This is a genomic window from Reyranella soli (assembly GCF_007992495.1).
GTDB classification, from domain to species: Bacteria; Pseudomonadota; Alphaproteobacteria; order Reyranellales; family Reyranellaceae; genus Reyranella; species Reyranella soli.
This window is the reverse complement of sequence record NZ_BKAJ01000031.1, coordinates 1-23,553: the sequence shown is the minus strand read 5'-3', so window position 1 is coordinate 23,553 and position 23,553 is coordinate 1. Positions and strand designations below refer to the sequence as shown.

General features: G+C 68.7%; 21 protein-coding genes and 1 riboswitch. Of the genes, 1 reads left to right on the top strand and 20 read right to left on the bottom strand.

The annotated features are described in order from the left end of the window. Position 1: 1 nt before the first annotated feature. From RSO01_RS08355 to cbiE, 15 genes are all read right to left on the bottom strand, one after another. Positions 2-1,630: a dipeptide ABC transporter ATP-binding protein gene (locus RSO01_RS08355; protein WP_147148110.1), complete on the bottom strand. Its 1,629-nt coding sequence runs from the start codon at positions 1,628-1,630 to the stop codon at positions 2-4. A 10-nt stretch (positions 1,631-1,640) separates the two neighbouring features. Then, positions 1,641-2,507, bottom strand: a complete 867-nt coding sequence (locus tag RSO01_RS08350) for an ABC transporter permease (protein ID WP_147148099.1) — start codon at positions 2,505-2,507, stop codon at positions 1,641-1,643. Further along, positions 2,504-3,445, bottom strand: a complete 942-nt coding sequence (locus RSO01_RS08345) for an ABC transporter permease (RefSeq protein WP_147148097.1) — start codon at positions 3,443-3,445, stop codon at positions 2,504-2,506. The genes RSO01_RS08350 and RSO01_RS08345 overlap by 4 nt, the downstream gene beginning before the upstream one ends. Positions 3,446-3,449: 4 nt before the next feature. Further along, positions 3,450-5,030, bottom strand: coding sequence for a TIGR04028 family ABC transporter substrate-binding protein (locus RSO01_RS08340; RefSeq protein WP_218037286.1), 1,581 nt, complete (start codon positions 5,028-5,030; stop codon positions 3,450-3,452). Between the two features lie 199 nt (positions 5,031-5,229). Then, positions 5,230-5,979: an ABC transporter ATP-binding protein gene (locus RSO01_RS08335; protein WP_147148093.1), complete on the bottom strand. Its 750-nt coding sequence runs from the start codon at positions 5,977-5,979 to the stop codon at positions 5,230-5,232. Then, positions 5,976-6,956 (bottom strand): FecCD family ABC transporter permease, encoded by a 981-nt coding sequence (locus RSO01_RS08330; RefSeq protein ID WP_147148091.1) that lies wholly within the window; start codon positions 6,954-6,956, stop codon positions 5,976-5,978. Before RSO01_RS08330 ends, RSO01_RS08335 begins: the two co-directional genes overlap by 4 nt. Then, complete coding sequence (locus tag RSO01_RS08325; RefSeq protein ID WP_246158213.1) at positions 6,953-7,834, bottom strand: ABC transporter substrate-binding protein; 882 nt, start codon at positions 7,832-7,834, stop codon at positions 6,953-6,955. Before RSO01_RS08325 ends, RSO01_RS08330 begins: the two co-directional genes overlap by 4 nt. Continuing rightward, a complete protein-coding gene (locus RSO01_RS47150) occupies positions 7,831-10,053 on the bottom strand; it encodes a TonB-dependent receptor (protein ID WP_170302926.1) in 2,223 nt (740 codons plus the stop codon). Before RSO01_RS47150 ends, RSO01_RS08325 begins: the two co-directional genes overlap by 4 nt. Continuing rightward, positions 10,053-10,853, bottom strand: a complete 801-nt coding sequence (locus RSO01_RS08315; RefSeq protein ID WP_147148089.1) for a class I SAM-dependent methyltransferase — start codon at positions 10,851-10,853, stop codon at positions 10,053-10,055. The genes RSO01_RS47150 and RSO01_RS08315 overlap by 1 nt, the downstream gene beginning before the upstream one ends. Positions 10,854-10,916: 63 nt before the next feature. After that, a riboswitch (cobalamin riboswitch) is annotated at positions 10,917-11,118 on the bottom strand. Positions 11,119-11,141: 23 nt separating this feature from the next. Beyond that, a complete protein-coding gene (bluB, locus tag RSO01_RS08310; protein ID WP_147148087.1) occupies positions 11,142-11,777 on the bottom strand; it encodes a 5,6-dimethylbenzimidazole synthase in 636 nt (211 codons plus the stop codon). Then, positions 11,774-13,081 (bottom strand): cobyrinic acid a,c-diamide synthase CobB, encoded by a 1,308-nt coding sequence (locus tag RSO01_RS08305; protein ID WP_147148085.1) that lies wholly within the window; start codon positions 13,079-13,081, stop codon positions 11,774-11,776. Before RSO01_RS08305 ends, bluB begins: the two co-directional genes overlap by 4 nt. Further along, positions 13,078-13,842: a uroporphyrinogen-III C-methyltransferase gene (gene cobA, locus RSO01_RS08300; protein WP_147148083.1), complete on the bottom strand. Its 765-nt coding sequence runs from the start codon at positions 13,840-13,842 to the stop codon at positions 13,078-13,080. Before cobA ends, RSO01_RS08305 begins: the two co-directional genes overlap by 4 nt. Positions 13,843-13,862: 20 nt before the next feature. Continuing rightward, positions 13,863-14,624 (bottom strand): precorrin-4 C(11)-methyltransferase, encoded by a 762-nt coding sequence (gene cobM / locus RSO01_RS08295; protein WP_147148081.1) that lies wholly within the window; start codon positions 14,622-14,624, stop codon positions 13,863-13,865. Beyond that, positions 14,621-15,022: a cobalamin biosynthesis protein gene (locus tag RSO01_RS08290; protein WP_147148079.1), complete on the bottom strand. Its 402-nt coding sequence runs from the start codon at positions 15,020-15,022 to the stop codon at positions 14,621-14,623. Before RSO01_RS08290 ends, cobM begins: the two co-directional genes overlap by 4 nt. After that, entirely contained in the window at positions 15,001-16,239 is a 1,239-nt protein-coding gene (cbiE, locus tag RSO01_RS08285; RefSeq protein ID WP_147148077.1) for a precorrin-6y C5,15-methyltransferase (decarboxylating) subunit CbiE, read from the bottom strand. Before cbiE ends, RSO01_RS08290 begins: the two co-directional genes overlap by 22 nt. Here cbiE and RSO01_RS08280 point away from each other — a divergent pair. Then, positions 16,238-16,996, top strand: a complete 759-nt coding sequence (locus tag RSO01_RS08280; RefSeq protein WP_147148075.1) for a cobalt-precorrin-6A reductase — start codon at positions 16,238-16,240, stop codon at positions 16,994-16,996. The genes cbiE and RSO01_RS08280 overlap by 2 nt on opposite strands. On the opposite strand, the gene cobJ is transcribed toward RSO01_RS08280, so the two are convergent. The 5 genes from cobJ to RSO01_RS08255 are packed head-to-tail and all read right to left on the bottom strand — an operon-like array spanning position 16,960 to position 23,524. Next, positions 16,960-17,709 (bottom strand): precorrin-3B C(17)-methyltransferase, encoded by a 750-nt coding sequence (cobJ, locus tag RSO01_RS08275; protein WP_147148073.1) that lies wholly within the window; start codon positions 17,707-17,709, stop codon positions 16,960-16,962. The genes RSO01_RS08280 and cobJ overlap by 37 nt on opposite strands. Further along, positions 17,706-18,461, bottom strand: coding sequence for a precorrin-2 C(20)-methyltransferase (locus RSO01_RS08270; RefSeq protein ID WP_147148072.1), 756 nt, complete (start codon positions 18,459-18,461; stop codon positions 17,706-17,708). The genes cobJ and RSO01_RS08270 overlap by 4 nt, the downstream gene beginning before the upstream one ends. Next, positions 18,458-19,087, bottom strand: a complete 630-nt coding sequence (locus RSO01_RS08265; RefSeq protein WP_147148070.1) for a precorrin-8X methylmutase — start codon at positions 19,085-19,087, stop codon at positions 18,458-18,460. Before RSO01_RS08265 ends, RSO01_RS08270 begins: the two co-directional genes overlap by 4 nt. Next, the gene (gene cobG / locus RSO01_RS08260; protein ID WP_147148068.1) at positions 19,080-20,303 is read right to left on the bottom strand and encodes a precorrin-3B synthase; all 1,224 of its coding nucleotides are present in this window, start codon (positions 20,301-20,303) and stop codon (positions 19,080-19,082) included. Before cobG ends, RSO01_RS08265 begins: the two co-directional genes overlap by 8 nt. Then, complete coding sequence (locus RSO01_RS08255) at positions 20,300-23,524, bottom strand: cobaltochelatase subunit CobN (RefSeq protein ID WP_147148066.1); 3,225 nt, start codon at positions 23,522-23,524, stop codon at positions 20,300-20,302. The genes cobG and RSO01_RS08255 overlap by 4 nt, the downstream gene beginning before the upstream one ends. Positions 23,525-23,553: the final 29 nt, after the last annotated feature.

The window sequence follows — 23,553 nt, the reverse complement described above, 5'->3', positions numbered from 1 at the left end:
GTCAACCTTGTAGGGAGATCGCGGGCGATGCAAGGACCGGCATGGTGCGGCCCGGAATGGCATCGATCAGCTCGCGGGTATAGTCGCTATCCGGTCGCACGAAGACCTTGTCGATCGGCCCGCCATCGACCTGGCGGCCCTTGTGCATCACCGAGACGGTGTCGGAGATCTGCTGCACCACGGCGAGATCGTGCGACACGAACAGGTAGGTCAGTCCCAGCGCCTTCTGCAATTCGTCCAGCAGCGCCAGGATCTGCGCCTGCACCGTGACATCGAGGGCCGAAACCGCCTCGTCCAGCACCAGCACGCGCGGGTCGAGCACCAGGGCGCGGGCGATCGCGACGCGCTGCCGCTGGCCGCCCGACAGGGCGCGCGGGTGGCGGTCCAGGAAGGACTCCGGCAGGCCGACGCGGCGCATCATGTCGCGCACCTTGCGCGCGCGGTCGGCGGCGGCGATCGGCTCGAAGTTCAACAGCGGTTCCTCGATGATCTTCTGCACCGTCTGCTTGGGGTCGAGCGAGCCGTAGGGGTTCTGGTAGACGAGCTGGATATGCTTGCGGAAACGCCGCAGCGCCTCGCCCTTCAACGTGGTGAGGTCGACGCCGTCGATCACGATGCGCCCGGCGGTCGGCTTCAGGAAGCCGACGACGCTGCGCACCGCCGTGGTCTTGCCTGATCCCGACTCGCCCACGATGGCGTGCGTGGTGCCACGCCGCACCTTGAACGATACGCCGTCGAGCGCGCGGAAGGGCGCGCCGCCGGCGACCGGGAAATCCTGCGTCAGTCCTTGGACTTCGATGGCGAAATCCACGGCCGAAGGCGTCGGCCGCTCGGGGCGCGCCTTGGCGAGCGACGGCGCATCCGACAGCAGGCGGCGCGTGTAGGCGCTGCGCGGCGAGGCCAGCACCTCCTTCACAGGCCCCTGCTCCTGGATACGGCCACCCTGCAGCACCACCAGCCGGTCGGCGCGGTCGGCGGCGACGCCGAGATCGTGCGTCACCAGCAGCACGGCGGTGCCGTTCTCGCGCCGGAGCTCGTCGATCAGGTCGAGGATTCGGCGCTGCACCGTGACGTCGAGGGCGCTGGTCGGCTCGTCAGCCACGATCAGCGCCGGATTGAGGGCGACGGCGATGGCGATCAGCACGCGCTGCTTCATGCCGCCGGACAGTTCGTGCGGATACTGCTTGGCGCGCATCTCGGCCGGCGTCAGGCCGACGCGGGTCAGGAGATCGAGCACGCGTGCCTCGATGGTCTTGCGATCGCCGCGCTTGTGGATCTGCATCACCTCGGCGAGCTGCGCGCCGATGGTGCGTACCGGATTGAGCGAGCTGCCGGGATCCTGCGGGATCAGGCTCACCACCGACCCGCGGATGGCGTCGAACCGCTTCTGCGACCACCGCGAGACGTCGGTGCCATTGAGGCGAATGGCACCGCGCTCGACCCGGCCGTTGGCCGCCAGCAGGCCCAGCACGGCCTGCGCCGTCGTGGTCTTGCCCGAGCCCGATTCGCCCACCAGGGCCACGACCTCGCCCGGCTCGACCTTGAAGGAGACGCCATGAACGACGCGTTGCTCGTGGTCGCCCGTCTTGTAGGCGATGGCGAGATCGTCGATGTCGAGTAACGAGGTCATGGCGAGGAGGTCATGGCGCGGTCTTCTGGATGGCCTTGCTGATGCGGTCGGCTGACAGCACCACCAGGACGACGACGAAGCCCGGCGCCGCGGTGAGCCACCAGGCGCGCGAGAGGTAGTTACGGCCCTCGGCGATCAGCAGGCCCCATTCCGGCGTCGGCGGCGGCGCGCCGTAGCCCAGGAAGCCCAAGGTCGAGATCGACAGGATGGCCGAGCCGAACTGCAGGGCGGCGAGCGCGATCACCGAGGTCAGCGAATTGGGCAGGATGTGCCGGAAAAGCACCGAGCGGAACGTGCCGCCGCTGCCGAACGCCGCCTCGACATACTCGCTACGGCGCACGCGCATCACTTCGGATCGCGCCAACCGCGCAAAACGCGCGACCGCGACGGCGCCGACGGCGATCGCCACGTTGATGGTGCCGAAGCCCAGCAGCACGATGATGCTGAGCGACAGCAGCAGCGAGGGCACGGCCAGCAGCGAATCGACCAGGCGCATGATGACGGCGTCGGCCCAGCCGTCGCGCGAGCCCGCGACCAGGCCGAGCAAGGTGCCGATCAGCAGGCCGACCGTGACGGCGACGAACGCGCCAGCCAGCGAATAGCGCGCGCCATAGACGATGCGGGCATAGACGTCGCGGCCGAGCCCGTCCGTGCCCAGCACATGCTCGGCGCTGGGCGCCTGCAGCTGCTCGCCGGGCACGCCCTCGGTGCCGCTGTAGCCGGTGAAGAGCTGCGGCAGCGCCGCCCACAGGAGAACGATCGCCACGACCGCCCAGGCCAGCGCGAGGCTCGGCGAAAGGCGCTTCAAGCGTCGCGGCCAGGAGAGGCGTGCTCCCGCTCCGGCGTCGACGCCGGCGAGGTCGGTATCGCTGCTCATGTCGCCGCCACCTTGCGGCCGAGCCTGGGATCGAGCACCGGATAGAGCAGGTCGACGATCAGGTTGATGGTGACGAACGCCACCGCCGAGATCACCACGATGGCCTGTAGCACCGCCGTGTCATGGTTGCCGACCGCCTGGTAGGTCAGGCCACCGAGACCGCTCAGCCCATAAACCGCCTCGGTGACGACGGCGCCGGCCAGCAGCTCGCCGAACAGGACGCCCGCGATGGTGAGTGTCGGCAGCACGGCGTTACGCGCGACGTGCTTCCACAGTACCCAGCTGCGCGAGGCGCCCTTGGAGCGGGCGACGGCGACGAACGGCTGGGTCAGCACCTCGTCGATGTTGCGCATCAGGATCTGCGCCAGCGGGGCTGAGATCGGGATGGCGAGCGTCGCCACCGGCAGGATCAGCTTCTCGACCGGGCCCGGGCTGATCACCGACACCAGGCCGAGCTGGAAGGAGAAGACCTGGATCAGCATGATGCCGAGCCAGAACACCGGCACCGAGATGAACAGCGAGGGTAGCGACTGCAGGCCGGCGCGCAGCCAGCCCATACCCGTGAGGTTCGACAGTGCCGCCAGCACGATGGTGAGGACGACGGCGGCGACGAAGGCGAGCGATGCCAGCAGCAGCGTCGGCGGCAGGTTGGTGGCAAGTTGCTGGCTCACCGGCACGCCGGCCTGGATGGAATAGCCGAAGTTGCCGGTGAGGAAGTTGCCGACCGTTGTCAGGTAGCGCTGCCACAGCGGCAGGTCGGCGCCATACGAGGCCCGGATCTCGGCGATCTGCGCTGGCGTGAGCGCCATCTCCGGGCTCATGAACTTGATCATGATGGCGTCGCCCGGCAGGACCTGCAGCAGCAGGAACGCCGCGGTGAACGTGATAGCCAGCACCACGAGGGCCTGGCCGACACGTCCGAGCAGATAGCGCGTCATCTCGTTATTTCTGCGCCAGCCACGCCGCGTAGAAGCTCGGCCGGCCGACCGCCTCGAAGGTGAAATCCTTCAGGCGCGGCGAGGCGGCGAAGGCCTGCGGCTCCTCGAAGATCGGGATCGTATAGGCCTGGTCGATCACGTAATTCTGCACCTCGCCGACCAGCGCCATGCGCTTGGCCTGGTCGGTCTCGGCGGCGATCGCCTCCAGAAGCCCGTTCAGCTTGTCGTCGACGAAGGTCTGCACCCGCGGCGCCAGCGGGCTCTTCTGCAGGAGCACGTTGCGCGTCGTCGGATAGTACTGGCTGCGGATCACGTCGGGATCAGCGCGTCCGACCATCGCCGGCGAGACCGGCGTCTTGGCCGGATCGAGGTTGTCGACGACACGGCTGCCGGCATCGCCCGCCAGCACGATCAGCTTCACGCCGAGCTTGCCCCATTGCTGGGCGACGAGCTGCAGCGTCTCCTTGTTCTGTGGCTGCGGCAGCGATTCGTAGGCCGTCAGCACCATCTCCTTGCCGTCCTTCTGGCGCAGGCCCTTGGGGCCCACCGTCCAGCCGGCCTCGTCGAGCAGCTTGGCCGCCTTCGCGGGATCGTAGGTGAGCTTGGGCGACAGATCGACATAGCCCTGCGCCGTCGAGGCGATGATCGACTTGGCCTGCGGATAGTTCGCCGAGAACAGCGTCGACACGATCTCCTTGGCGTTGGTGCCATGCAGCAGCGCCTGGCGGACCTTGAGGTCGGCGACCAGCGGATTGTCGGGACGGAACACCACGCTATTGTTCACGCCGCGGGTCGGCGCGGCATAGATCAGGTAGTTCTTCGACAGGACCTGTTTCTCGTCATAGGCCTGGACCTGGCGGATGACCTGGGCCTGGCCGGCCAGCAGCGCGCCGATGCGCACGCTGTCCTCGGGTGTGACGACGTACTTGATGGAGTCGAGATTGGCGCGGCCCTGGTGGGCGAGCTTCTTCGGGCCCCAGGCGTAGTCCTTGCGCGCCGTCATGGTGAGCTCGCGGCCGAGCGTCTCGCTGGTCACCACGAACGGGCCCGAGCCAACGATCTTGGTGGCATCGCCCAGCGCGTCGAAAGGCAGCGCCAAGGTCTTGAGCGACACCAGGCCCGAGCCGATCACCGACGTGCCCTGCAGGAAGCCGACCGACGGCTTGGTGAAGGTGAACTTCACCGTCAGCGGATCGATCACTTCGCTCGCCTTGTAGTTGGTGATCACCTCCGAGACGGGATGCTTCAGCTCCTTGTTGCCGAGACCGTAGATGTCGAAGTTCTTGGCCACCGCCGCAGCATCGAGCGGCGTGCCGTCGGAGAAGGTCACTCCCGGGCGGATCTTGAAGACGTACTCGGTGGCGTCGGCGTTGACCGTCCAGCTCTCGGCGATCCACGGCTCAATCTCGAGCGTCTTGGGATTCTGGTAGGTGAGCTTGTCGGTGATCTGGTTGAGCACGCCGCCGTTGGGATAGAAGCCGCCGGCCGGCGGATAGAGATTGGTATGCGCCTGCTGCTCCAGATAGATCAGCGTGCCGCCCCTCACGGGAGCCTGCGCCAACGCCACGCCGACGGGAAGCGACATCGCCAATAGGGCGAGCTTCACAACTCTGGTCAGAGACACGACCGTTCCTTTCGAAATCGATACCACCGCCATGCAGAATCCAGGCCGAACCCGTCCTGCAGGGGCGAGATAGATGGGATGTCGCAGGAAGGCGGTCAAAGGCAGCGATTTCCGGCGCTATTCGCCGGCGAGGGAGTTTCATCTCCTCCTGACCGTGAAATCAGGAATTCGTGGTCGATGCCCTGAGCAGCCAGCCGTCCGGCGTCTTGAGACGGTCGAAGCGGACGGAGAACACTTCGTCGATGCGCCGATCTTCGATCAGGCTTTTGGCCGGCCCGTCAGCCACGACCTTGCCGCGATCGATCACGACCACGCGCTCGAAGAAGGTGAAGGCAAGATCGAGATCGTGCACGACGACGACCGACAGCCGATCAGGACGGCGCGTCAGGGCGCGGATCACGTCGAGACGATGGCGGATGTCGAGGCTGGCTGCCGGCTCGTCGGCCAGCAGCACCGGCGGATCGACCACCAGCACGGCGGCCAGCAGCACGCGCGCCCGCTCGCCGCCCGACAAGGTCGACCAGCGACGCCGGCCGAGCGCGGTGAGCTCGAACTTTTCAGTCGCCGCTTCGATCGCGCCGGCAGCCAGCCGGTCGCTGCGGTCGGCGCCCAGCCGCACCAGCTCGGCGACGCTGAGGTCCCAGTGCGGCTCGAAGTACTGCGGCAGGTAGCCGATCGTGCTGGCGCGCTGGGCGTTGCTGAGGGAGGCGAGATCGCGATCGCCGACCCGGACCGTGCCCGCGCTGGGCTTGTCGATGCCGGTCAGCACCTTCAAGAGCGTCGACTTGCCCGCGCCATTGGGGCCGATGATGGCAACCGACCCGGTCGGTCCGAGCGACAGCGACAGGCCGTCGAGCAGCGTCGCGCCGTTCCGCCTGACTAAAAGGTTGTTGGCCGCGATGCCGGTCATGCGCGCAGCCTGCGGGCCAGCAGAAGAATGAAGAACGGCCCGCCGGCCACCGCCGTCACCAGGCCGAGCGGGATCTCGGCGGGCGGCAGGGCCGAGCGCGCGATGGCGTCCGCCACGGTGACGACGATGGCGCCGACCAGTGCCGACGCCGGCAGCAAGGGCCGATGCAACGGCCCGACCAGCCAGCGCGCGATGTGCGGCGAGGCAAGGCCCACGAAAGCGACCAACCCGCCGAAGGCCACGGCGGCAGCGACGACGACCGAGCCTGCCAGCACGGCGAACGCGATGAAGCGATTGACGTTGAGGCCAAAGGCAATGGCCATGGTCTCGCCCAGGCCCAGCACGTCGAGGCGCTTTGCCAGCATCAGGGTCAGCGCCAGGCAGGCGACCGAGATCGCCGCCAGCAGGCCGAGGATCGGCCAGGTCGGCGTCTGCACGCCACCCAGCACCCAGCTCAGCACGATCTGCAGGCTCACCGTCTCATCGGACAGCGCCAGCATCAGGAAGGAACGCAAGGCGCCCAGCACCGCGGCCACGGCGACGCCGGCTAAAAGCATGCCGGCGGCATCGACGGCGCCGGCGACGCGCGAGATGCCGATCACCAGCATGGTGGCGGCCCAGGCGCCGGCGAAGGCGAGCACCGGCAGCACGAGCGACTGCGGCGCGGCGAGCGGCACCAGCAGCGCCACCGTGGCGCCGAGCGCGGCGCCGCCGGCCGATCCCAGCAGGTACGGCTCGGCCAATGGATTGCGGAACACGCCCTGGAAGACCGTGCCGCCCAGGCCCAGCAAGGCGCCGACGAAGGCGGCTGCCAGCACGCGCGGCAGGCGCCAGTCGATCAGGAGCCGGCTGCGCAGGTCGGTGTCGCCGGCCAGCGCGCGCAAGAGATCGGCCGGGCTCATCCAGTCGTGACCGGCCGCAGCGCCGATGACGATGGACAAAAGCAGCGCCAGGACGAGAAGCAGCCACACCCTCATTGCGTGGCCGTCGGCGGATGGAAGATGTTCGCCAGCCGCTCGATTCCGTCGATGGTGCGCGGGCCGGGGATCAGGAGCTCGGCGCGGTTGACGGCATGGACACGGCCGCTCCGCACGGCGCGCATCTCGGACCAGCCGGGCCGGCCGATCAGTTCCTTCATGTCCTTCTCGTTGCCGGCGAACAGCAGCAGGTCGGGATCGGCCTTGAAGACGGCTTCTGGCGAGACCTGGGCGATGGCGCCGGCATCGAAGGCGAGGTCGCCGCCCGCACGCACGATGGCGTCGCCGGTGTAGGTGCCCGGCCGCGTCACCAGCAGCAGGCCGTTGCCCAGCCGGCCCGTGATCACGATCACGCTGGGCTTCTTCCGGCCGGCAACACGCTGCTCGACCTTGTCGAGGCGGGCCTGCAGGCTTTTCGCCAACTGCTCGCCGCGCTCGGGCACGCCGGTCAGGCGGCCCAGCAGGCGGATGTTCGACAGGATCTCCGCCACGTCCCGCTGCAGCAGCACGACGATGGGAATGCCCAGCCGCTGCATGGGATCGACGAGCTGATTGGCGGCCTGGCGCGAGGGCGTGACGACGACCAGGTCAGGCCGCTGCGCTACGACCTCGTCGACGGAGAAGCCCAGCCGACCGCCGACCAGCGGCTTCTTCAGCACCTCCGGCGGATAGCGTGTGTAGGCCTCGATGCCGACGATGCGATCGGGCAGGCCCAGCGCCGCCACCATCTCCGTGTTCGACGCGAAGATGGTGACGATGCGCTGCGGCGGCTCGGGCACGGTGACGCTGCGATCGAAGGCGTCGCGCACCGTGACGGGCTCGGCCCGCAACGGCGCGGCGAGCGCCAGCATGGCGAGGAAGGCGAGCGTCCTGATCAAAACCTGAACTGGAAGCCGGCAATGACTTCCCGCCCCGGCATGGAGTTGCCGCAGGCGCCGTTCTGGTTCGCTTGGAAGGCGGTGCACGGCATGGCGTCCTGGGCGATGAAGATCGGATGGTTGTTCACGTCGAAGATGTTGTTGACCGCCGCGAACAGCTTCAGGTCCTTGATCACTTCGAGCTCGAAGCGCGAGTTCCACACCCAGAACGCTCCCTTCTCGTAGACGCTCACCGTGCGGTTCTGCCCGGGGAAGAACACCGGCGAAAGGCTCTCCTCGGTGTTGTACCACATCGGCCCGCGCAGGATGCCGAGCAGCTGGAAACTCCAGGGGTACTGCGTGCCCACCTGGCCGAAGAGCGTACCGATCGACGCGCCGTACTTGTTGATGCGCAGCGCCAGGTCGGTGCCTGACAGCGGATTGGCGCCATAGTCGGTCATCTTCCAATTGTAGTAGCCGTTGCCGAACACGTTCCAGAACAGGCCCTCGACGGCCGGCCGCCAGCTGAACGACTGGAACAGGTCGGCCTGCAGCTGGAACTCGATGCCCTGGACCACGAGGTTGGCCGGGCTGTTGGTCTGGATCTGCACGACGCGGCCGCCAGTCGAGGAAACGGTGAACGGTGTGATGCGGTTGGAGATGGTGTTCTGGAACACGACCGTGTCGAAGCGGCCGCCCTTCCACGTTGCCGTGGCGCCGACCTCCCATTGCTGGCTGGTCTCCGGCCCCAGCCCGGGACTGCCGAAGATCGTCGTGCCGATCGGCGTGGTCGTGAAGTTGGCGCCGATCTCGGTGGCGGTCGGCGCGCGAAAGCCGCTCGAGGCGCCGGCGCGTCCCGCCAGCCAGTCGGTGAAGGCGTAGGTCAGGCCAGCCGAATAGGTCGTCGCCTGGTAGGGATTCGTGCCGGTGACCAGGGTCGGGGCAAAGGGCGTCCAGTCGAGCGCCGTGGTGCCCCAGGTCTGGCGCACGCCGCCGCGCACGATCAGCTTGTCGTCGAAGAAGCTCTGCGAATCCTCGAGGTAGACGGCAAAGACGTTGTCGGTCTGGTTGTTGTCCTGCGGCGAGAGGTTGGTCACGGCCGAGCCGCCGGCGCGATAGCGATCCGAGCGCAGCCAGCTGCGCTCCCAATCCAGGCCGAAGAGAAGCTCGTTGCCGGAGAAAAGCTTGTAGCGCGGCTGGAAGCGCGTGCCGAGGATGTCGAGCTGCCGGCGGTTGTGGTCCATCGTGGTACGCGCAGCGGGCGCATTGAGCGCGCTGAGCGGCGAGGGATTGTTCAGATCATCGACGTCGGTGACGAAGTAGGCCTGGAAGTAGAAATTGCCCTGTCCATCGCGCGTCTTGGCAAGGTAGCTCGTGTCGAACGAGTAATTGTAGCGCGTGTCGAAGGCGAACAGGTTGGCGCTCGAGCCGCGGAAGCCGGCATTGTAGATGCCGTCCGATCGCACCGTGCCCTCGACGCGGCTGCCCTCGTCGATCTGATAGCCGAAGGCGCCAGTGGCGCCGTATCGCGTCCACGCCGTGTTGAGCTCCGGCGCACCGCCCGAGATGGCGTAGTTGTCGCGCGTACTGGCGGCGCCGCCGATGTACCAGTCGAAGCCCTTGTAGAGACCGCCGCTCGCGGCCTTCGCCTCGAGCAGGTTCCATGAGCCCGCATCGGCCTGCACGACGTTGCCCGGCGCCGTGAGGCCGGTCTTCAGGATGATGTTGATGACGCCGCCCATGTTCTGGCTGCCGTAGATCACCGAGCTCGGGCCGCGCACGATCTCGATGCGCTCGATGTCGGCGGTCGACAGCTTGGAGACGTTGGCGGTGCCGGCGCGGTGGCCGTTGAGCAGCACCAACACCTGGCTCTTGAAGTCGCGACCCTGGCCCTCGGTCGAGGCGCCGCGGATGTTGATCGAGGTCTGGCCGGGCGTCCATTCGCTCATGAAGCCGACGGCGTTCTCGTTCAGCAGCTCGGTGACCGAACGGGCGGTCGACTTGGCGATACGGTCCTGGTGGATGACCTGCACCGTGCCGACCAGACGGCTGATCGGCTCGGGCCGGCCGGTCGCGGTGATGAAGCCTTCGGGCAGGAAATATTGCTGCTGGCCAGGCTGGTCCATCGGCTTCAGCTGTGGCGGCTGTTGCGGTTGCTGCTGGCCTTGCTGCTGGCCTTGGGCCAGCACGGTCGATGGCAGGATCACGCTGGCGAGCGCCAGCACGGCACGCTTGTTCATTATTGTCCCCACACAAGAACGGCAGATCTTCTCGGGATATCGAGGCGATGACCCGCCTCCTGGCGCTTCGCCTGCCGGGCGAGATGCGCCGTCAACTGCTCGCGACGTCCGTCCGACGGGCCCCACCCGAGACGATCGGCGAGATAAGCGGAAAGCTCATTTAGATCGGGCACGATGCCCGTGAAGGTCCAATCCGCGAATGGGATATGTGCCGGTCGCGACGCCAACGAGAGGCCGCGCATTACGATATCGATGCCCGGCGTCTCGTCTTCGCGATGCCATTCGCGCAGCAGGCAGCCTGCAAAACACAGTCCCTTCGGACCGGCATGTGCCGGCACGACCCAGACGACGGTGCGCGCCCAGGCACGGCAGCGCGCGAGAAAGGCTTCCGGCTGATCGAAGAAGGCCGGCATAGTCGCAGCCAGCACCGTATCGTGGCGAATGGCGACCTCTGCCTGCTCCCAAGCGGCAGCGATGACGTGCGGTGGATGAGCGAGCTTCACCAGGCGCGCCCGCATGGTCGGCGAGGGTTCGATGGCGGTCCATGATCGGGCCGCATCGTGGATCGCCATGCCGAGCTGGCCGCCGCCCGCGCCGACATCGAGCAGATGCCCGACCTCGGGCACCGCCTGCCGGATCAAGGGCGCCAACGCCGCGACGTAGTCCGACGTATCGATGGCCGAGGCATAGAGCTCGAGCGGATCGATATCGCGCTGGGCAGGATGATTGAGAAGAACCGACAAGACAGACCCGCGGCAGACGTCACCCGTCACCGCGAACCTGTAGCCGACCCACGCCATGCCGCTTGCCACGGCCGGCCCGGGTCAGTTTCTACACCAGGACACCCCGCCCAATGCGTTCGCGCGTGACCGCTGCTGGTGGCAGGTCTCCTGGCTTGCGGGTCGTCGCTTTCGACCGCCTTCCCAGGTGCCTTTCGGCGCCCAGTGGCATTTCGGTCGCAAGCTCGCCGCTCACAGTTGCGGGGGCAGCCGCGGGGTTATGTGCAGACACATGCACCGCGTTCCCTTTTGATCCCTTGCGGGAACCACCGCAGCCAAACTGGCAGCCGATGTGAAAAGCGTCAAGCCTCAGCGTGTGAACACGACGTCCTTGAGGTCGGTGCGCTGTTCCCAGTGATGCCTCTCCAGCTCGGGATCGAGATGCTCCTCGGCGGGAAGCCCGAGGCAGAGATAGGCGACCAGGCTCCAGTTCTTCGGGACATCGAGAGCCTTGGTAACCGCAGCAGGATCGAGGATCGACACCCAGCCCATGCCGATGCCGTCAGCACGCGCCGCCAGCCACAGGGTCTGGATCGCAGCAACGACGGAATAGTGCAGCGTCTCGGGCATGGTCTGCTGGCCAAGCCCACTGCCGGTGTGGGTACCGTCGTCAGAGAGCACCGCGAGGTGAACCGGCGCCTCCTTGAGACCTTCGAGCTTGAGACTGGCATAAGTCTCCTGCTTCTCGCCGGAGTAGCCCGCCAAGGCGCGCTCGTTGGCGCCCGTGAAGCTCTTGATGACGGCGGTGCGGCGCTCTGGCGATTCGATGTGCACGAAGCGCCAGGGCTGGCTCAAGCCCACCGACGGCGCGTGGGTGGCGATCTCGATCAGCGCGTCGATGCGCTCGCGCGGCACGGGGTCGCGGCGAAAGCGCCGGACATCGCGCCGCCACAGCACGAGCTCGCGGAACTGCGCGCGAAAGGCGGGATCGAACGACGGTTTCATGTCTTTAATCCATCAATGGCATGGAAGAACGTGCCACTTACCGAGCCGTTGCGAGCGCCGGCCTCCGGAACGACCGCGCCGGTCGCATCGCGGCAATCGACCAGCGGCTCGTCACCGACCTTCAGCACGCTGGCATAGTGGAATTCGTGGCCCATGACGGTCTCGCCGGCCGGTCCCAGCGGGCCGTCGGCCAAAAGCCGCGCGCGGCGATAACCGATGTGCAGCCTGCGCTTGGCGAACGAGGTCTCGACTTGCAGCAGCCCGGTCATGGAATGCCGATGCCCGTCGGCATCCTCGATCCCCTGCCCCAGCACCATGTAGCCACCGCACTCACCGTGGATCGGCACCGACCGCGCCGCGAGCACATGCAGCCCATCCTGGAAGCGCCGCGCCGCTGCCAGCATGCCGCCATGCAGCTCGGGATAGCCGCCGGGCAGCCAGACGACGTCGGCGCTCGTGTCCGGCGCTTCGTCGCCGAGCGGCGAGAAAGGCAGGATCTCCGCGCCGGCCGAGCGCCAACCCTCGAGCAGATGCGGATACATGAAGGAGAACGCGCGATCGCGCGCGACAGCGATGCGCTGGCCCGGCGGTCGTCGTGACGAACCGCCGGCCATCGGCTTCGCGGGCGCCGCCGCACGCCGAACGGCTGAAAGATCGACGGCACTCGCGATGGCGTCACCCAATGCATCGAGCCGTTGGTCGATATCGTCCGTCTCATTGGCCTGGACTAGACCGAGATGACGCTCGGGCAACTCGAACCGCGCATCATGGCCAAGCGCGCCGAACACTTTCAGCCCCACACGCTCGAAGCCCGGCGTGATCAGGGCGAGATGGCGTGGGCTTGCGACGCGATTGAGGATCACGCCGGCAACGGCGACATCGTCGCGATAATGCGCCAGACCCGCGGCGACGGCGGCCGCCGTCTCGGTCTGGCCTGCGACATCGAGCACCAGCAGCACCGGCCAGCCGAGCAAGGCGGCAAGATCGGCCGTGGCACCGCGCGCGATCTGGCCGGGCGCCGCGACGCCGTCGAACAGGCCCATCACCCCTTCGGCGATAGCGATGTCGGCGGTGTGGCGCGCCAAAAGATCGCCGAGCGTTGTCGGCGCCATCGCCCAGGTGTCGAGGTTGAAGCTCGGCCGGCCCGTCGCCACGGCGTGGAACGCGGGATCGATATAGTCGGGCCCGCACTTGTAGGCCTGCACGGCCAAGCCTTGCCGGCGCAGCGCGCACATCAGGCCGATCGTCACCGTGGTCTTGCCGGCGCCGGAATGCGGCGCTGCGACGATCAACCCTTGTGTCATCGCCAGCGGACCATCGAGCCCAGCAGATGACGACGCAGTCCCGCCGTGGCGCCAATGACGACGATCGACGGCGAGCCGATGCCGTGACGCGCCGCGTCGTCCACAAGATTGCCCAGCGTGCTGTCGACCACCCTCTCCTGGTCGGTAGCCGCCGACTGGATCAGCGCGGCCGGCGTATCGGATGACAAGCCGCCCAGCTGCAGCGACGCGGTGATCTCCGCGAGCTGCGACATCGGCATGTAGAGCACGATCGGCTGGCCGAGCTTGGCCAGCGCGGCCCAATCGGCCGCCGATCCGCCGTCTTCCGCGCGATGGCCGGCGGCAAGCACGACGGCATGGTTGGTGTCGCGCGAGGTCGCGGGGATGCCGGCCAACGCCGCGCCGGCCAGGCCGGCCGTCAGGCCGGGGATGATGCGAAAGCGGATGCCGGCCTCGGTCAGCGCCGAGGCCTCGTCCCAGCCGCGGCCGAACACGAAGGGATCGCCGCCCTTCAGTCGCAGCACGCGCCGACCAGCACGGGCGCGCTCGATCAGCACGTCGTTGATGTCGCCCTGCTGCGACGAGGGCCGGCCGCCGCGCTTGCCGGCGGAGATCAGCTCGGCGCCGTCGCGGCGAAGGTCGAGCACGCGGCGATCGACCAGCGCGTCATAGACGATATCGTCGGCCTGGCCGATGGCGTGCAACGCCAGCACCGTGAGCAGGCGCGGATCGCCAGGCCCCGCGCCCGCCAGCCAGACCTCGCCGGCCGGGAAGTCGGGCATCGGCGGAAAACTCTTAGGGATCACGTGCCGCGGCCCCGGAAGCGTCGTTGATAGGAAGCGTCGTAGAGGGCGCTGTCGCGGAAGTCATGGGCCTGCAGCACCTTGCCGACCAGGATCAGCGCCGTGCGCTCGATGGGAGTCTTGGCAACTTCGTCCGCGAGCGTGCCCAAGGTGGCGCGGATCACGCGCTCCTCGGGCCAGCTCGCGCGATAGACCACGGCGGCCGGGCAGTCGGCGCCATAGTGCGGCAGCAACGTCGCCACGACCTTGTCGATGGTGTGGATCGAGAGATGGATGGCAAGCGTGGCGCCCGTCGCGGCAAAGGTCTCGAGCTTCTCGGCCGGCGGCATGGCCGACGCACGGCCCGAGGTGCGGGTGAGCACCACCGACTGGGCGACTTCGGGCAGGGTCAGCTCCTGGCCAAGCGCGGCGGCAGCAGCGGCGAAGGACGGCACGCCCGGCGTCACGGTATAGGCGATGCCGGCTTCGCGCAGGCGGCGAAGCTGCTCGCCCATGGCGCTCCACACCGAGAGGTCGCCCGAGTGCAGGCGCGCCACGTCGTGACCGTCGGCGGTGGCGCGCTTGCATTCCTCGACGATCTCGTCGAGCGACAGCGGTGCGGTGTCGACGACGCGCGCGCCCGGCGGGCAATGTTCCAGCAATGCCTTGGGCACCAGCGAGCCGGCATAGAGGCAGACCGGGCAGCGCGCGATCAGGTCGCGGCCGCGCACCGTGATCAGGTCGGGCGCGCCCGGACCGGCGCCGATGAAATGCACGGTCATCGGCCTTCTCCGGTGGCGATGGCGCAGGTCGCGCGCTCGGTGGCGACGCGCGCGCCCAGCAGGCGGGCGTTGCGGCCGGCCACGACGATGGCCGAGGCCTCGGCGATCGACGGCAAACCCTTGGCCTCCAGCACGAACTTGGACGGCGTGAGGACCTGGCCGGCGACGCGATCGAGGTCCGTCACCGTGCAGGCAACGAGCGGCACCGACAGGCGCCGTGCCGCTTCGGGAAAGGAGGGCTCGGTCGCCTTCTCCGACTCCGTGGCAATCGCCTGCAGGCGCTCGGCCGGCAGCTCGTGCATGCCGAGAGCCAGGCGCACCACGCGCTCGATCTCGTCGGCCGACGTGCCGCGCCGACAGCCCACGCCTGCCACGATCATGGCTTCCTCGCCCGCCATTGCACGATCGGCGCGGCAGCGCGCCAGACGAAGACGCCGCCGGTGCCGGCCCTGCCCGCCTTCGACACGTCGAGCCGCACCAGCTCGCCGCCGTGACGCTGGAAACACTCGATCAAACGCGCCTCCGACTGGATCGACACGGCATTGGCGACCAGGCGCCCGCCCGGCTTCAGCGCTGCCCACGCCATCTCCAGCATGTCCGGATTGGAAAGGCCGCCGCCCAGGAAGATCGCATCGGGCGCCGGCAGTCCGGCGAATGCCTGGGGCGCACGCTGCTGCACGATCTGCAGGTCGGGCGTGCCCAACGCGGCCGCGTTGCGGGCCGCACGCGCCGCGCGCTCAGGCTCCGATTCGATGCCGATCGCCCTGAGCGAAGGATGGCGCAACAGCCACTCGATGGCGACCGAGCCCGCGCCCAGACCGACATCCCATAAAAGCTCACCCTGGCGCGGCGCCAAGGCCGACACGGTGATGGCGCGCACCTCGCGCTTGGTGAGCTGGCCGTCATGCTCGAACAGCGTGTCGTCGAGACCCGGTACGAGCGGCAGCACCGTTGCGTCCACGGCGGCGGTGACCTGCAACGCGATGGTGTTGAGCGGCGCGACATCAGCAAGGTCGAAGCCGGCGGCCGTCGCCCAGCGCACGCGCTCGCGCGGGCCGCCCATGGCTTCGAGGACAGTGAGCGTGGAATTGCCCATGCCACGCTCGACCAAAAACGTCGCAAGCTTGGCCGGCGTCTCGCCATCCCATGATAGCGCCAGGACGTGCGCGCCGGGCTGCAGATGGCGCACGATACCTTCCAGGGCGCGACCATGCAGGCTGACCAGCGCCACGTCCTGCAGCGACCAGCCGAGCCGCGCCGCAGCCAGGCTGAAGGCCGATGCATTGGGCAGGCAGAGCGTCTCGCTGGCAGGAATCGAGCGCAACAGCAGGTCGCCGACGCCGTAATGGAAGGGATCGCCGCTCGCCAGCACGACCACGGGCCGGCCGCGATGCTTCTCGATCTCCGGCACGGCGTCGCCGATCGGACTGGGCCAGGCGAGCGTGCGGCCGTGGATCAGCGCTTCGGCCAGGCCAAGGTGGCGTTTGCCACCGACCACGAGCTCGGCCGACGCTAAAAGCTTCTGCGCAACAGGAGATAGCCCAGCGATGCCGTCTTCGCCGATGCCGACGATGGACAGCCAGCGCGCGGCCGTGCAGCTTGCGGCGTCAGACATGCGCGTTCTCATTCTCGGCGGCACCACGGAGGCTTCGGCATTGGCCAAGCTTCTCGCGGGCGATTCGCGCTTCGAGGCGACGCTTTCCTTCGCCGGACGTACGGCCGCGCCCCAGTCGCAGCCCATCGCGACGCGCGTCGGCGGCTTCGGCGGCGCCGACGGCCTTGCGCAGTACATCAAGGAGCAGGCGATCGAGGCGGTGATCGACGCCACCCATCCCTATGCCCCGCGCATCTCCACCAACGCCGTCGTGGCGTGCAAGCGCGCCGGAGTCGCGCTGGCCACGCTCGTCCGCCCCGCGTGGAAACCCGAAGCGGGTGACAAGTGGCAGACGGCCCCCACGGCGGTCGCCGCGGCCCTGGCCATCGGCAAGGAACCGCGCCGGGTGTTCCTGGCGCTCGGCCGCCAGGAACTGCACTCCTTCGCCGCGATCGCCCAGCACCACTACGTTGCCCGTCTCATCGATCAGCCGGTGGGCGCGCGGCCGCACAAACTCGTCCTGCTGCAGCAGCGCGGACCGTTCGATTTCGACGCCGAGCTGCGCCTCCTGAAGCAGCACAAGATCGACGTGATCGTTTCGCGCAACTCGGGCGGCAGCGCTACCTACGCCAAGATCGAGGCAGCGCGCATGCTTCGCCTGCCCGTGATCATGATCACACGCCCCGTGAAACCCACCGGCTACATCGTGCGGACGGCCGAGGAGGCGATGGCGTGGCTGACTCATGACCGCCCCAACCCCTCGCTGCGCGGCGTGTAGACCCAGCGCCCGACCTGCCGAGTCGTGCTGGCGCCGACGATCACCAGCGTGCGCATGTCGGCGCGCGATGGATCGGCGCCGCCGAGCGTCGTCGTGATGACCTGGGCATCGGCCGTTCCCGCCGCACGCACGAACAGCACCGGCGTGTCGGCGGTCTTGAGCGCGCGCAAAAGATCGAACGCCTTGCCGAGCTGCGTCGGCCGCGCCTTGGAGGCAGGGTTATAGAGGGCTATCGCGAAATCGCCCTCGGCGGCCGCCTTGAGGCGGCGCTCGACCGTGCTCCAGGCCTTGAGATTGTCCGACAGAGAGATGGCGCAGAAGTCGCCGCCCAGCGGCGCGCCGACCTCGGCCGCCGCCGCCAGCATGGCAGTGACGCCGGGTTCGACCTTGATGTCGAGGTCGCGCCATTCAGGCTCACCGGCCTCGACCGCTTCGAACACAGCCGCCGCCATGGCGAACACGCCGGGATCGCCACCCGAGACGACGACGACCTGGCGACCCGAGGCCGCCAGCGACAAGGCCAGCCGCGCACGGTCGAGCTCGACGCGATTGTCGGAGGCATGACGGCATTGGCCGGAACGTTCTGGAACGCGCGCGAGGTACGGGCCGTAGCCCACGAGATCGGTGGCGCGGGCGAGTGCCGCCGCGGTCGCCGGCGTCATGAGTTCGGCCTTGCCTGGGCCGGTGCCGACCACCACGAGAGAGCCGGTCACAGCCGCCTCCCTTCACCCGGGATCAACACCATGGCGAAGTACGCGCCGGTCGTGCCGCATTCGGCCAGCGGCAGGATGCGCTCGTCGGCCATGGTGCCGCGCTCAACATAGACGGCGCGCGACAGCAGGCCTGCCGTCTCGACGGCGCGCCGCACCTTCGCAAGATTGCGGCCGACCTTCATGATCACCGCCGCATCGGCAAGCCGCAGGCGCTCGACCAGCTCGTTCTCGCCCAGGGTGCCCGGCAGCACGGCAAGCGCGTCATTGCCCCAGGTGATGGGCAGGTTGGCGCGCGTCCAGCAGCCCGACATGCCGGTCACGCCCGGCACGACTTCGACGGGGAAATCAGCGCTGAGCCGGCGCCACATATGCATGAACGAGCCATAGAAGAAGGGATCGCCCTCGGCCAGCAGGCCGACCGACTTACCTTGTCGCAGCAGGGCCGCGAGCGCGGTCGCCGTCTCGCGATAGAAGGCTCCGATCTTCTGCTGATAGTCCAGGCTGTCGGCCGGCACTTCGTCGGTCACCGGGTATTCCAGGCGCACCTCCGCCCGGCCCGCGACCAGAAGCGGCGCTACGACGCGGCGCGCATTGCCGGGCGAACCGATCTTGGCGAAGTAAGCGACGACGTCGACCGCCTGCACCAGGCCTGCAGCCCGCAGCGTGAGATAACGCGCGTCGCCCGGGCCCACGCCGATGCCGTAGAGCGTGCCTGCCGTCGCCGTTCCGGCCAGGGAGTCGAGCACGCTCATTCGCGCTCGCTCGCCAGCGCGTTGATGGCCGCCGCCGCCATGGCGCTGCCGCCCTTGCGGCCGCGCACGATCAGGAACGGCACACCACCGTGCTCCGCCAGCGCCTCCTTGGATTCCATCGCGCCTACGAAGCCGACCGGCAGGCCGATCACGACGGCGGGCGATGGCGCGCCCTCGTCGAGCATATCGAGCAGCCGGAACAGAGCGGTCGGCGCATTGCCGATGGCAACGACCGAGCCCGCCAGGCGCTCACGCCACAGCTCGAGCGCCGCTGCACTGCGAGTATTGTCCAAACGCTTGGCGATTTCCGGCACCGAGGGATCGTCCAGCGTGCACAGCACGTCGTTGCCGGCCGGCAGCCGCGCTCGCGTCACGCCGTTGGCCACCATCTTGGAATCGCAGAAGATCGGCGCGCCATCCTTCAACGCCTGACGCGCGCGTTCGGCGAAGCTTTTAGACATGACGATGTCGCGCGCGATCTCGGGCATGCCGCAGGCATGGATGATGCGCACCGCGACCGGCTCCTCGGCCGCGTTGAAACGCGCAAGATCGGACTCGGCGCGGATGATGGCGAAGGACCGACGATAGATCTCCGCCCCGTCGCGTACATAGGCACGCTCAGTCATTACGCCTCTCGCCGAACAAGGTCTCGAACTCCTCGACACTGATGATGCGTTCGACCGGGCCGCGCGTCGTGGCGTTGCGGATCAGGCGATAGGCGCCGGCCTTGCCGGCCAGCACCAGGTCCGAGGGCAGCGAGCGCGCACATCCCTTGGCGCAGCCCGAGACATGGATGCTGCCCTGCCAGCCGCGGACCGCGGCGATGGTCGCCAGCCGGCGCGCATCGCCACGGGCATCGACGCTGCTCGACTTGCAGTCGGGGGCGCCGGGACAGGCTTCGACCTGCAGCACGGGATCGTTCTCTTCCACGATCAGCCCGGCGTCGCGTGCTTCTTCCAGCAGGAACACGCCCGCTTCCTCGCGCACACTGAAATAGACGGCACGCCAGGGCGAGAGCCGCAGGTCGGCGGCACCGGCTTCGGCCGCGAGCTTCACGAGCTGGCGAAGCTGGCCCGCTTCCAGGCGGCCGAACGGTGCCGCGATACCGACCGCGCCATCTAGCAGGCCGAGCCGGCGTCCGCCGGCGGCCGGCAGTACGGCCATCGGCGATAGGCCCACAGCGGCCTGCACTTGCGCGAACGCCGCCTCGCTGAGACCGCGCATGCGGCCGCGCGTGGCGACGGCGAGAAAGGCATGTGCCGCCGCGATGGCAGCCTCGGCCGCCCGCGCCGGCGGCAACGTGCCCAGCCATTCAGTTCCCTTGGCCGTATCCAAACCGAACGCCAACGTTTCGCCGACCGCGGCAAGGCAGATGTCGGAACGCTCGGAAGCGATCGAGACCGCGCCGCCGCCATCGACCAGCATCCCAAACTTGCCCGGCAAGGCATGCAGCCGTTTGTCCGATGTCAATGCATCGTCGATCGCAAGCGCGATGGGACGGACATTGATACGCTGGCTGTGATCGAGGCCAGCCAGCGGCGCCACCATGACGTTGCGCACCGCCTCGGTCGCAGCGTCGGGATCGAGCAGGCCAAGCTTCGCCAATTCGATCTGCAGCTCGGTCAGGCGGTCATCGGTCAGGCCGCGGATCTGCAGATTGGCGCGACGCGTCAGGTCGATATGGCCATTGCCCAGGCGCTCGGCGAGATCGGCAAGCGCCGTCGCCGTCTCGAGACTGAAGGCGCCGCAGCGCGGACGGACACGCACGATCAAGCCGTCGCCGCTCGCCATCGGCCGCAGGATTCCCGGGCACCAGCCCTTCACGTCGGTCACGGCGTTCATCGGCCGGCCTCGGCCATCAGGCGCTGCAGGTCGTGGTCGACGGCATTGCGCCGCGTCACCCAGAGGCCGCGCCCAAGCGCATCGTGCAGCCGCGCGGCGATGGCGGCGGCGGCGGCAGGGTTCTTCTGCAACATGGCCGAGCGCACGGCATCGTCGGCGATCAGCGCGGCGTGCGTGGCATCGAACAGATGGCCGGGCACGCCCGCGGTCGCGGCGAAGGCATAGAGCGCATCGACCGCCTGGGCGATCTCGGCGACGCCGCGATGGCCATGGTTCAGCATGCCCGAAAGCCAGCGCGGGTTGGTCAATCGGCCGCGCACCACTCGGGCGATCTCCTCGGCGATGCGCCGCGCCTTGGGATTCTCGGTCTGGCTCGTGTCGAGATGGTAGAGCTCGGGCTCGTTGCCGAGCAGGGCGGCGGCGGCCGCAAAACCGCCGGCGAAGTCTGCAACGCCGTCGCCGTCCAAGATATCGCGCTCGCGGTCGTCCTGCGGGTGGACCAGCACGTTGGCCTCGGAGACGCGATCGCGGAACCCTTCGCTCGGCTGCACGGCCACGACGCCACCGTAGGCATGGGTGACAGCGGCGAGATAGACCTCACCGAGCGCGGCGCGGTCGCGCCATTGGCCGTCGAGGGCGGTGTCGGCAGCCTGCGCGCCATAGCTGCCGGGCGCGCCACCGAAGACGCGCGCGAGATCGGCGCCGTTGCGAAGGGCCTCGGCCAGCGGGTTGTCCTCGGCGGGCTCATCGAGGGCCGCGACGCGCCGTACCGCCATATCAAAGAGGGCGATCTGCGCCTCGAAGATGTCGCGGAACAGGCCGGAGATGCGCAGCGTCACGTCGATGCGCGGCCGGTCGAGAGTGGCCAGCGGCATGATCTCGATGCCGGTGACGCGGCTCGACGCCTTGTCCCAGGTCGGTTTCACGCCGAGGTACCACAGCGCCTGGGCGAGATCGTCGCCACCGGTGCGCAGCGAGGCCGAGGCCCAGAGATCGATCACCAAAGCGCGCGGCGGCTCGCCGTGATCCTGCAGGTAGCGCCGTACCACCTCGTCGGCGGCGCGCACGCCGATCGCGGCGGCGGTGCGCGTCGGGATGGCGCGCGGGTCGATCGAGGTGAGATTGCGGCCGGTCGGCAGCACGTCGGCGCGGCCACGGCTCGGTGCGCCGGCCGGTCCAGGCGCCACGCGCCGCGCGTCGAGGGCGGCAATCAGCGCCGCGCGCTCGCAGTCGGCCGAGGCGCGCACCGCGGCCTCGGCGCCGGTCGCCGCGGCCAGCAGGCGCATCGTCTCCTCGTCGGGCGAGCGGCCGAAGATGTGCAGGCCGTCGCGGATGCTGAGCTCCTTGATGTCGCAAAGCTGGGCGTCGAGCTTGGCGATGGCCTGGCGGTTGGGCTCGCCCTTCACCAGGCCGCAGTCGGCCGCCAGCCCGTTGGTCCAGGCGCGCTCGACGATCTCGTCCTCGAGGAACGCGAGTCGGCGGCGGTCGAGGCCGTCGGCTGCGGCGTACTCCTCGATGATGCCTTCCAGCTCGGCCAGCGGCCCGTGCAGGCCGGCGGTGCTGAGCGGCGGCGTCAGATGGCCGATGGTGATGGCGCCCAGCCGGCGCTTGGCCTGCACCGCCTCGCCCGGATTGTTGACGATGAAGGGATAGATCACGGGCAGCGGCCCCAGCACGACCTCGGGCCAGCACTCGGCCGACAGCGCCAGCGCCTTGCCGGGCAACCATTCGAGCGTGCCGTGCGTGCCGAGATGGACGAGCGCATCGATGCGCTCGCGCAACCAGGCATAGACCGCAACGTAGGCGGGGCTGGGTGGGCGGCTCGTGTCGTGATAGCCGGACTTGCGATCGCCAATTGCGCCGCGATCAGGCTGAAGCAGCACCAGCACCTTGCCGCAACGGAGCACAGGCAGGCCGAAGGTGTCGCCTGCCGCAGAAACGTCGACGTGCTCGACATCACCCATCAGCAGGCGCTCGATGTCAGCCGCCGACCAGTCGCGTCCACCGGTGTCGTAGCCTTCGGCCTTCAGCAAAGACAGGATCTCGGCGGCGCTGGCGGCGGTATCGAGACCGACGGCATAGCCGGTGCGGCCGCCGCGCGCCGGATAGTCCGACAGCACGAGCGCCAAGCGTCTGTCTTGCCGTGCCGTGTGGCGCAGTTTCGCCCAGGCCGTCGCCAGCCGCGCCACGTAGTCGATGCGATCGGCTACCGGCTCGTGGCTCACGCTGGCGAATTCCAGACGCGGATCGGCTGGCGTCTCGGCCTTGAACGAGATGGCGCGCGTCAGCAGCCGGCCGTCGAGCTCGGGCAGCACGACGTTCATGGCGAGATCTGCCGGCGACAGGCCGCGCTGGGAGTCCTCCCAGGCCGCGCGCGGGCTGCCCGACAGCACGACCTGCAGCACCGGTGCGTCGGCATCGTCGAGCACCGTCGTATCGTTCTCGGCTCTGGCCGAGAAGGCCGTGGTGTTGAGGATGACCGCGGGCCTGTGCGCCGCGATCAGTGTTTTCAATTCGGGCCGGGCCAGCGGGTCCTTCAGGCTGTTCACCGCCACGGCGAGCGGCGCAAGGCCCTGGCGCTCGAGCGCCTCCATCAGCGCGGTGATGGGCGCGATGTCCGCTGCCATCAGGTTGGCGCGATAGAAGACGATCAGCGCCACCGGGCGGCCTTGCTGGGCGCGGCCGAGGACGGAGACCGGGCCAACCGGCGCCGGCGGCGTCCAGTCGAGATCGCGGCCGAGCAGCGTGCCGACATAGCGCAGCGCCTGCCGCAGGTTGTCAGGCCCGCCTTCGCGGAAGAAGCGGTCGATCGTCGCCAAGGGTCCAGCAGCCAGGGTCGAGACCGAGGCGAGGCGCGGATCGGCGCGATCATCGCCCGGCAGGGCCGCGAACAGGATGCCGCGCTCGCGCGCCACATCGGCGATGTGCTCCAGGCCGTAGCGCCAGTAATCGAGCCCACCCAGGCAGCGCACGATCACCATGCGTGCGTGGGCCACCACGCTCTCGACATAGAGGTCGACCGACATCGGATGCTTCAGCCGCTTCAGGCTGGCGAGCCGCATCGTCGGCAGCCGATCGGCCTCCTGCTGCCAGGCGGCGGCGAGGGCGGAAAGGTCGCTGTCGGAGAAGGAAAGCACGACGATGTCGGCCGGCGACTGGCCGAGGTCGACGGCGACATCTGCCTCCTCCAGCGTCGCGAGCTCAGTGGCGAGGACGTGCATCAGTCAGCGTCCTCTCTTTCCTCCCCCGT

Bases quoted from the DNA above. Each gene is read 5' to 3' on its own strand.
- RSO01_RS08355 (WP_147148110.1), bottom strand. From the start codon at position 1,630: ATGACCTCGTTACTCGACATCGACGATCTCGCCATCGCCTACAAGACG.
- RSO01_RS08350 (WP_147148099.1), bottom strand. From the start codon at position 2,507: ATGAGCAGCGATACCGACCTCGCCGGCGTCGACGCCGGAGCGGGAGCA.
- RSO01_RS08345 (WP_147148097.1), bottom strand. From the start codon at position 3,445: ATGACGCGCTATCTGCTCGGACGTGTCGGCCAGGCCCTCGTGGTGCTG.
- RSO01_RS08340 (WP_218037286.1), bottom strand. From the start codon at position 5,030: ATGTCGCTTCCCGTCGGCGTGGCGTTGGCGCAGGCTCCCGTGAGGGGC.
- RSO01_RS08335 (WP_147148093.1), bottom strand. From the start codon at position 5,979: ATGACCGGCATCGCGGCCAACAACCTTTTAGTCAGGCGGAACGGCGCG.
- RSO01_RS08330 (WP_147148091.1), bottom strand. From the start codon at position 6,956: ATGAGGGTGTGGCTGCTTCTCGTCCTGGCGCTGCTTTTGTCCATCGTC.
- RSO01_RS47150 (WP_170302926.1), bottom strand. From the start codon at position 10,053: ATGAACAAGCGTGCCGTGCTGGCGCTCGCCAGCGTGATCCTGCCATCG.
- RSO01_RS08315 (WP_147148089.1), bottom strand. From the start codon at position 10,853: ATGGCGTGGGTCGGCTACAGGTTCGCGGTGACGGGTGACGTCTGCCGC.
- bluB (WP_147148087.1), bottom strand. From the start codon at position 11,777: ATGAAACCGTCGTTCGATCCCGCCTTTCGCGCGCAGTTCCGCGAGCTC.
- RSO01_RS08305 (WP_147148085.1), bottom strand. From the start codon at position 13,081: ATGACACAAGGGTTGATCGTCGCAGCGCCGCATTCCGGCGCCGGCAAG.
- cobA (WP_147148083.1), bottom strand. From the start codon at position 13,842: ATGCCCGACTTCCCGGCCGGCGAGGTCTGGCTGGCGGGCGCGGGGCCT.
- cobM (WP_147148081.1), bottom strand. From the start codon at position 14,624: ATGACCGTGCATTTCATCGGCGCCGGTCCGGGCGCGCCCGACCTGATC.
- RSO01_RS08290 (WP_147148079.1), bottom strand. From the start codon at position 15,022: ATGGCGGGCGAGGAAGCCATGATCGTGGCAGGCGTGGGCTGTCGGCGC.
- RSO01_RS08280 (WP_147148075.1), top strand. From the start codon at position 16,238: ATGCGCGTTCTCATTCTCGGCGGCACCACGGAGGCTTCGGCATTGGCC.
- cbiE (WP_147148077.1), bottom strand. From the start codon at position 16,239: ATGTCTGACGCCGCAAGCTGCACGGCCGCGCGCTGGCTGTCCATCGTC.
- RSO01_RS08270 (WP_147148072.1), bottom strand. From the start codon at position 18,461: ATGAGCGTGCTCGACTCCCTGGCCGGAACGGCGACGGCAGGCACGCTC.
- RSO01_RS08265 (WP_147148070.1), bottom strand. From the start codon at position 19,087: ATGACTGAGCGTGCCTATGTACGCGACGGGGCGGAGATCTATCGTCGG.
- cobG (WP_147148068.1), bottom strand. From the start codon at position 20,303: ATGAACGCCGTGACCGACGTGAAGGGCTGGTGCCCGGGAATCCTGCGG.
- RSO01_RS08255 (WP_147148066.1), bottom strand. From the start codon at position 23,524: ATGCACGTCCTCGCCACTGAGCTCGCGACGCTGGAGGAGGCAGATGTC.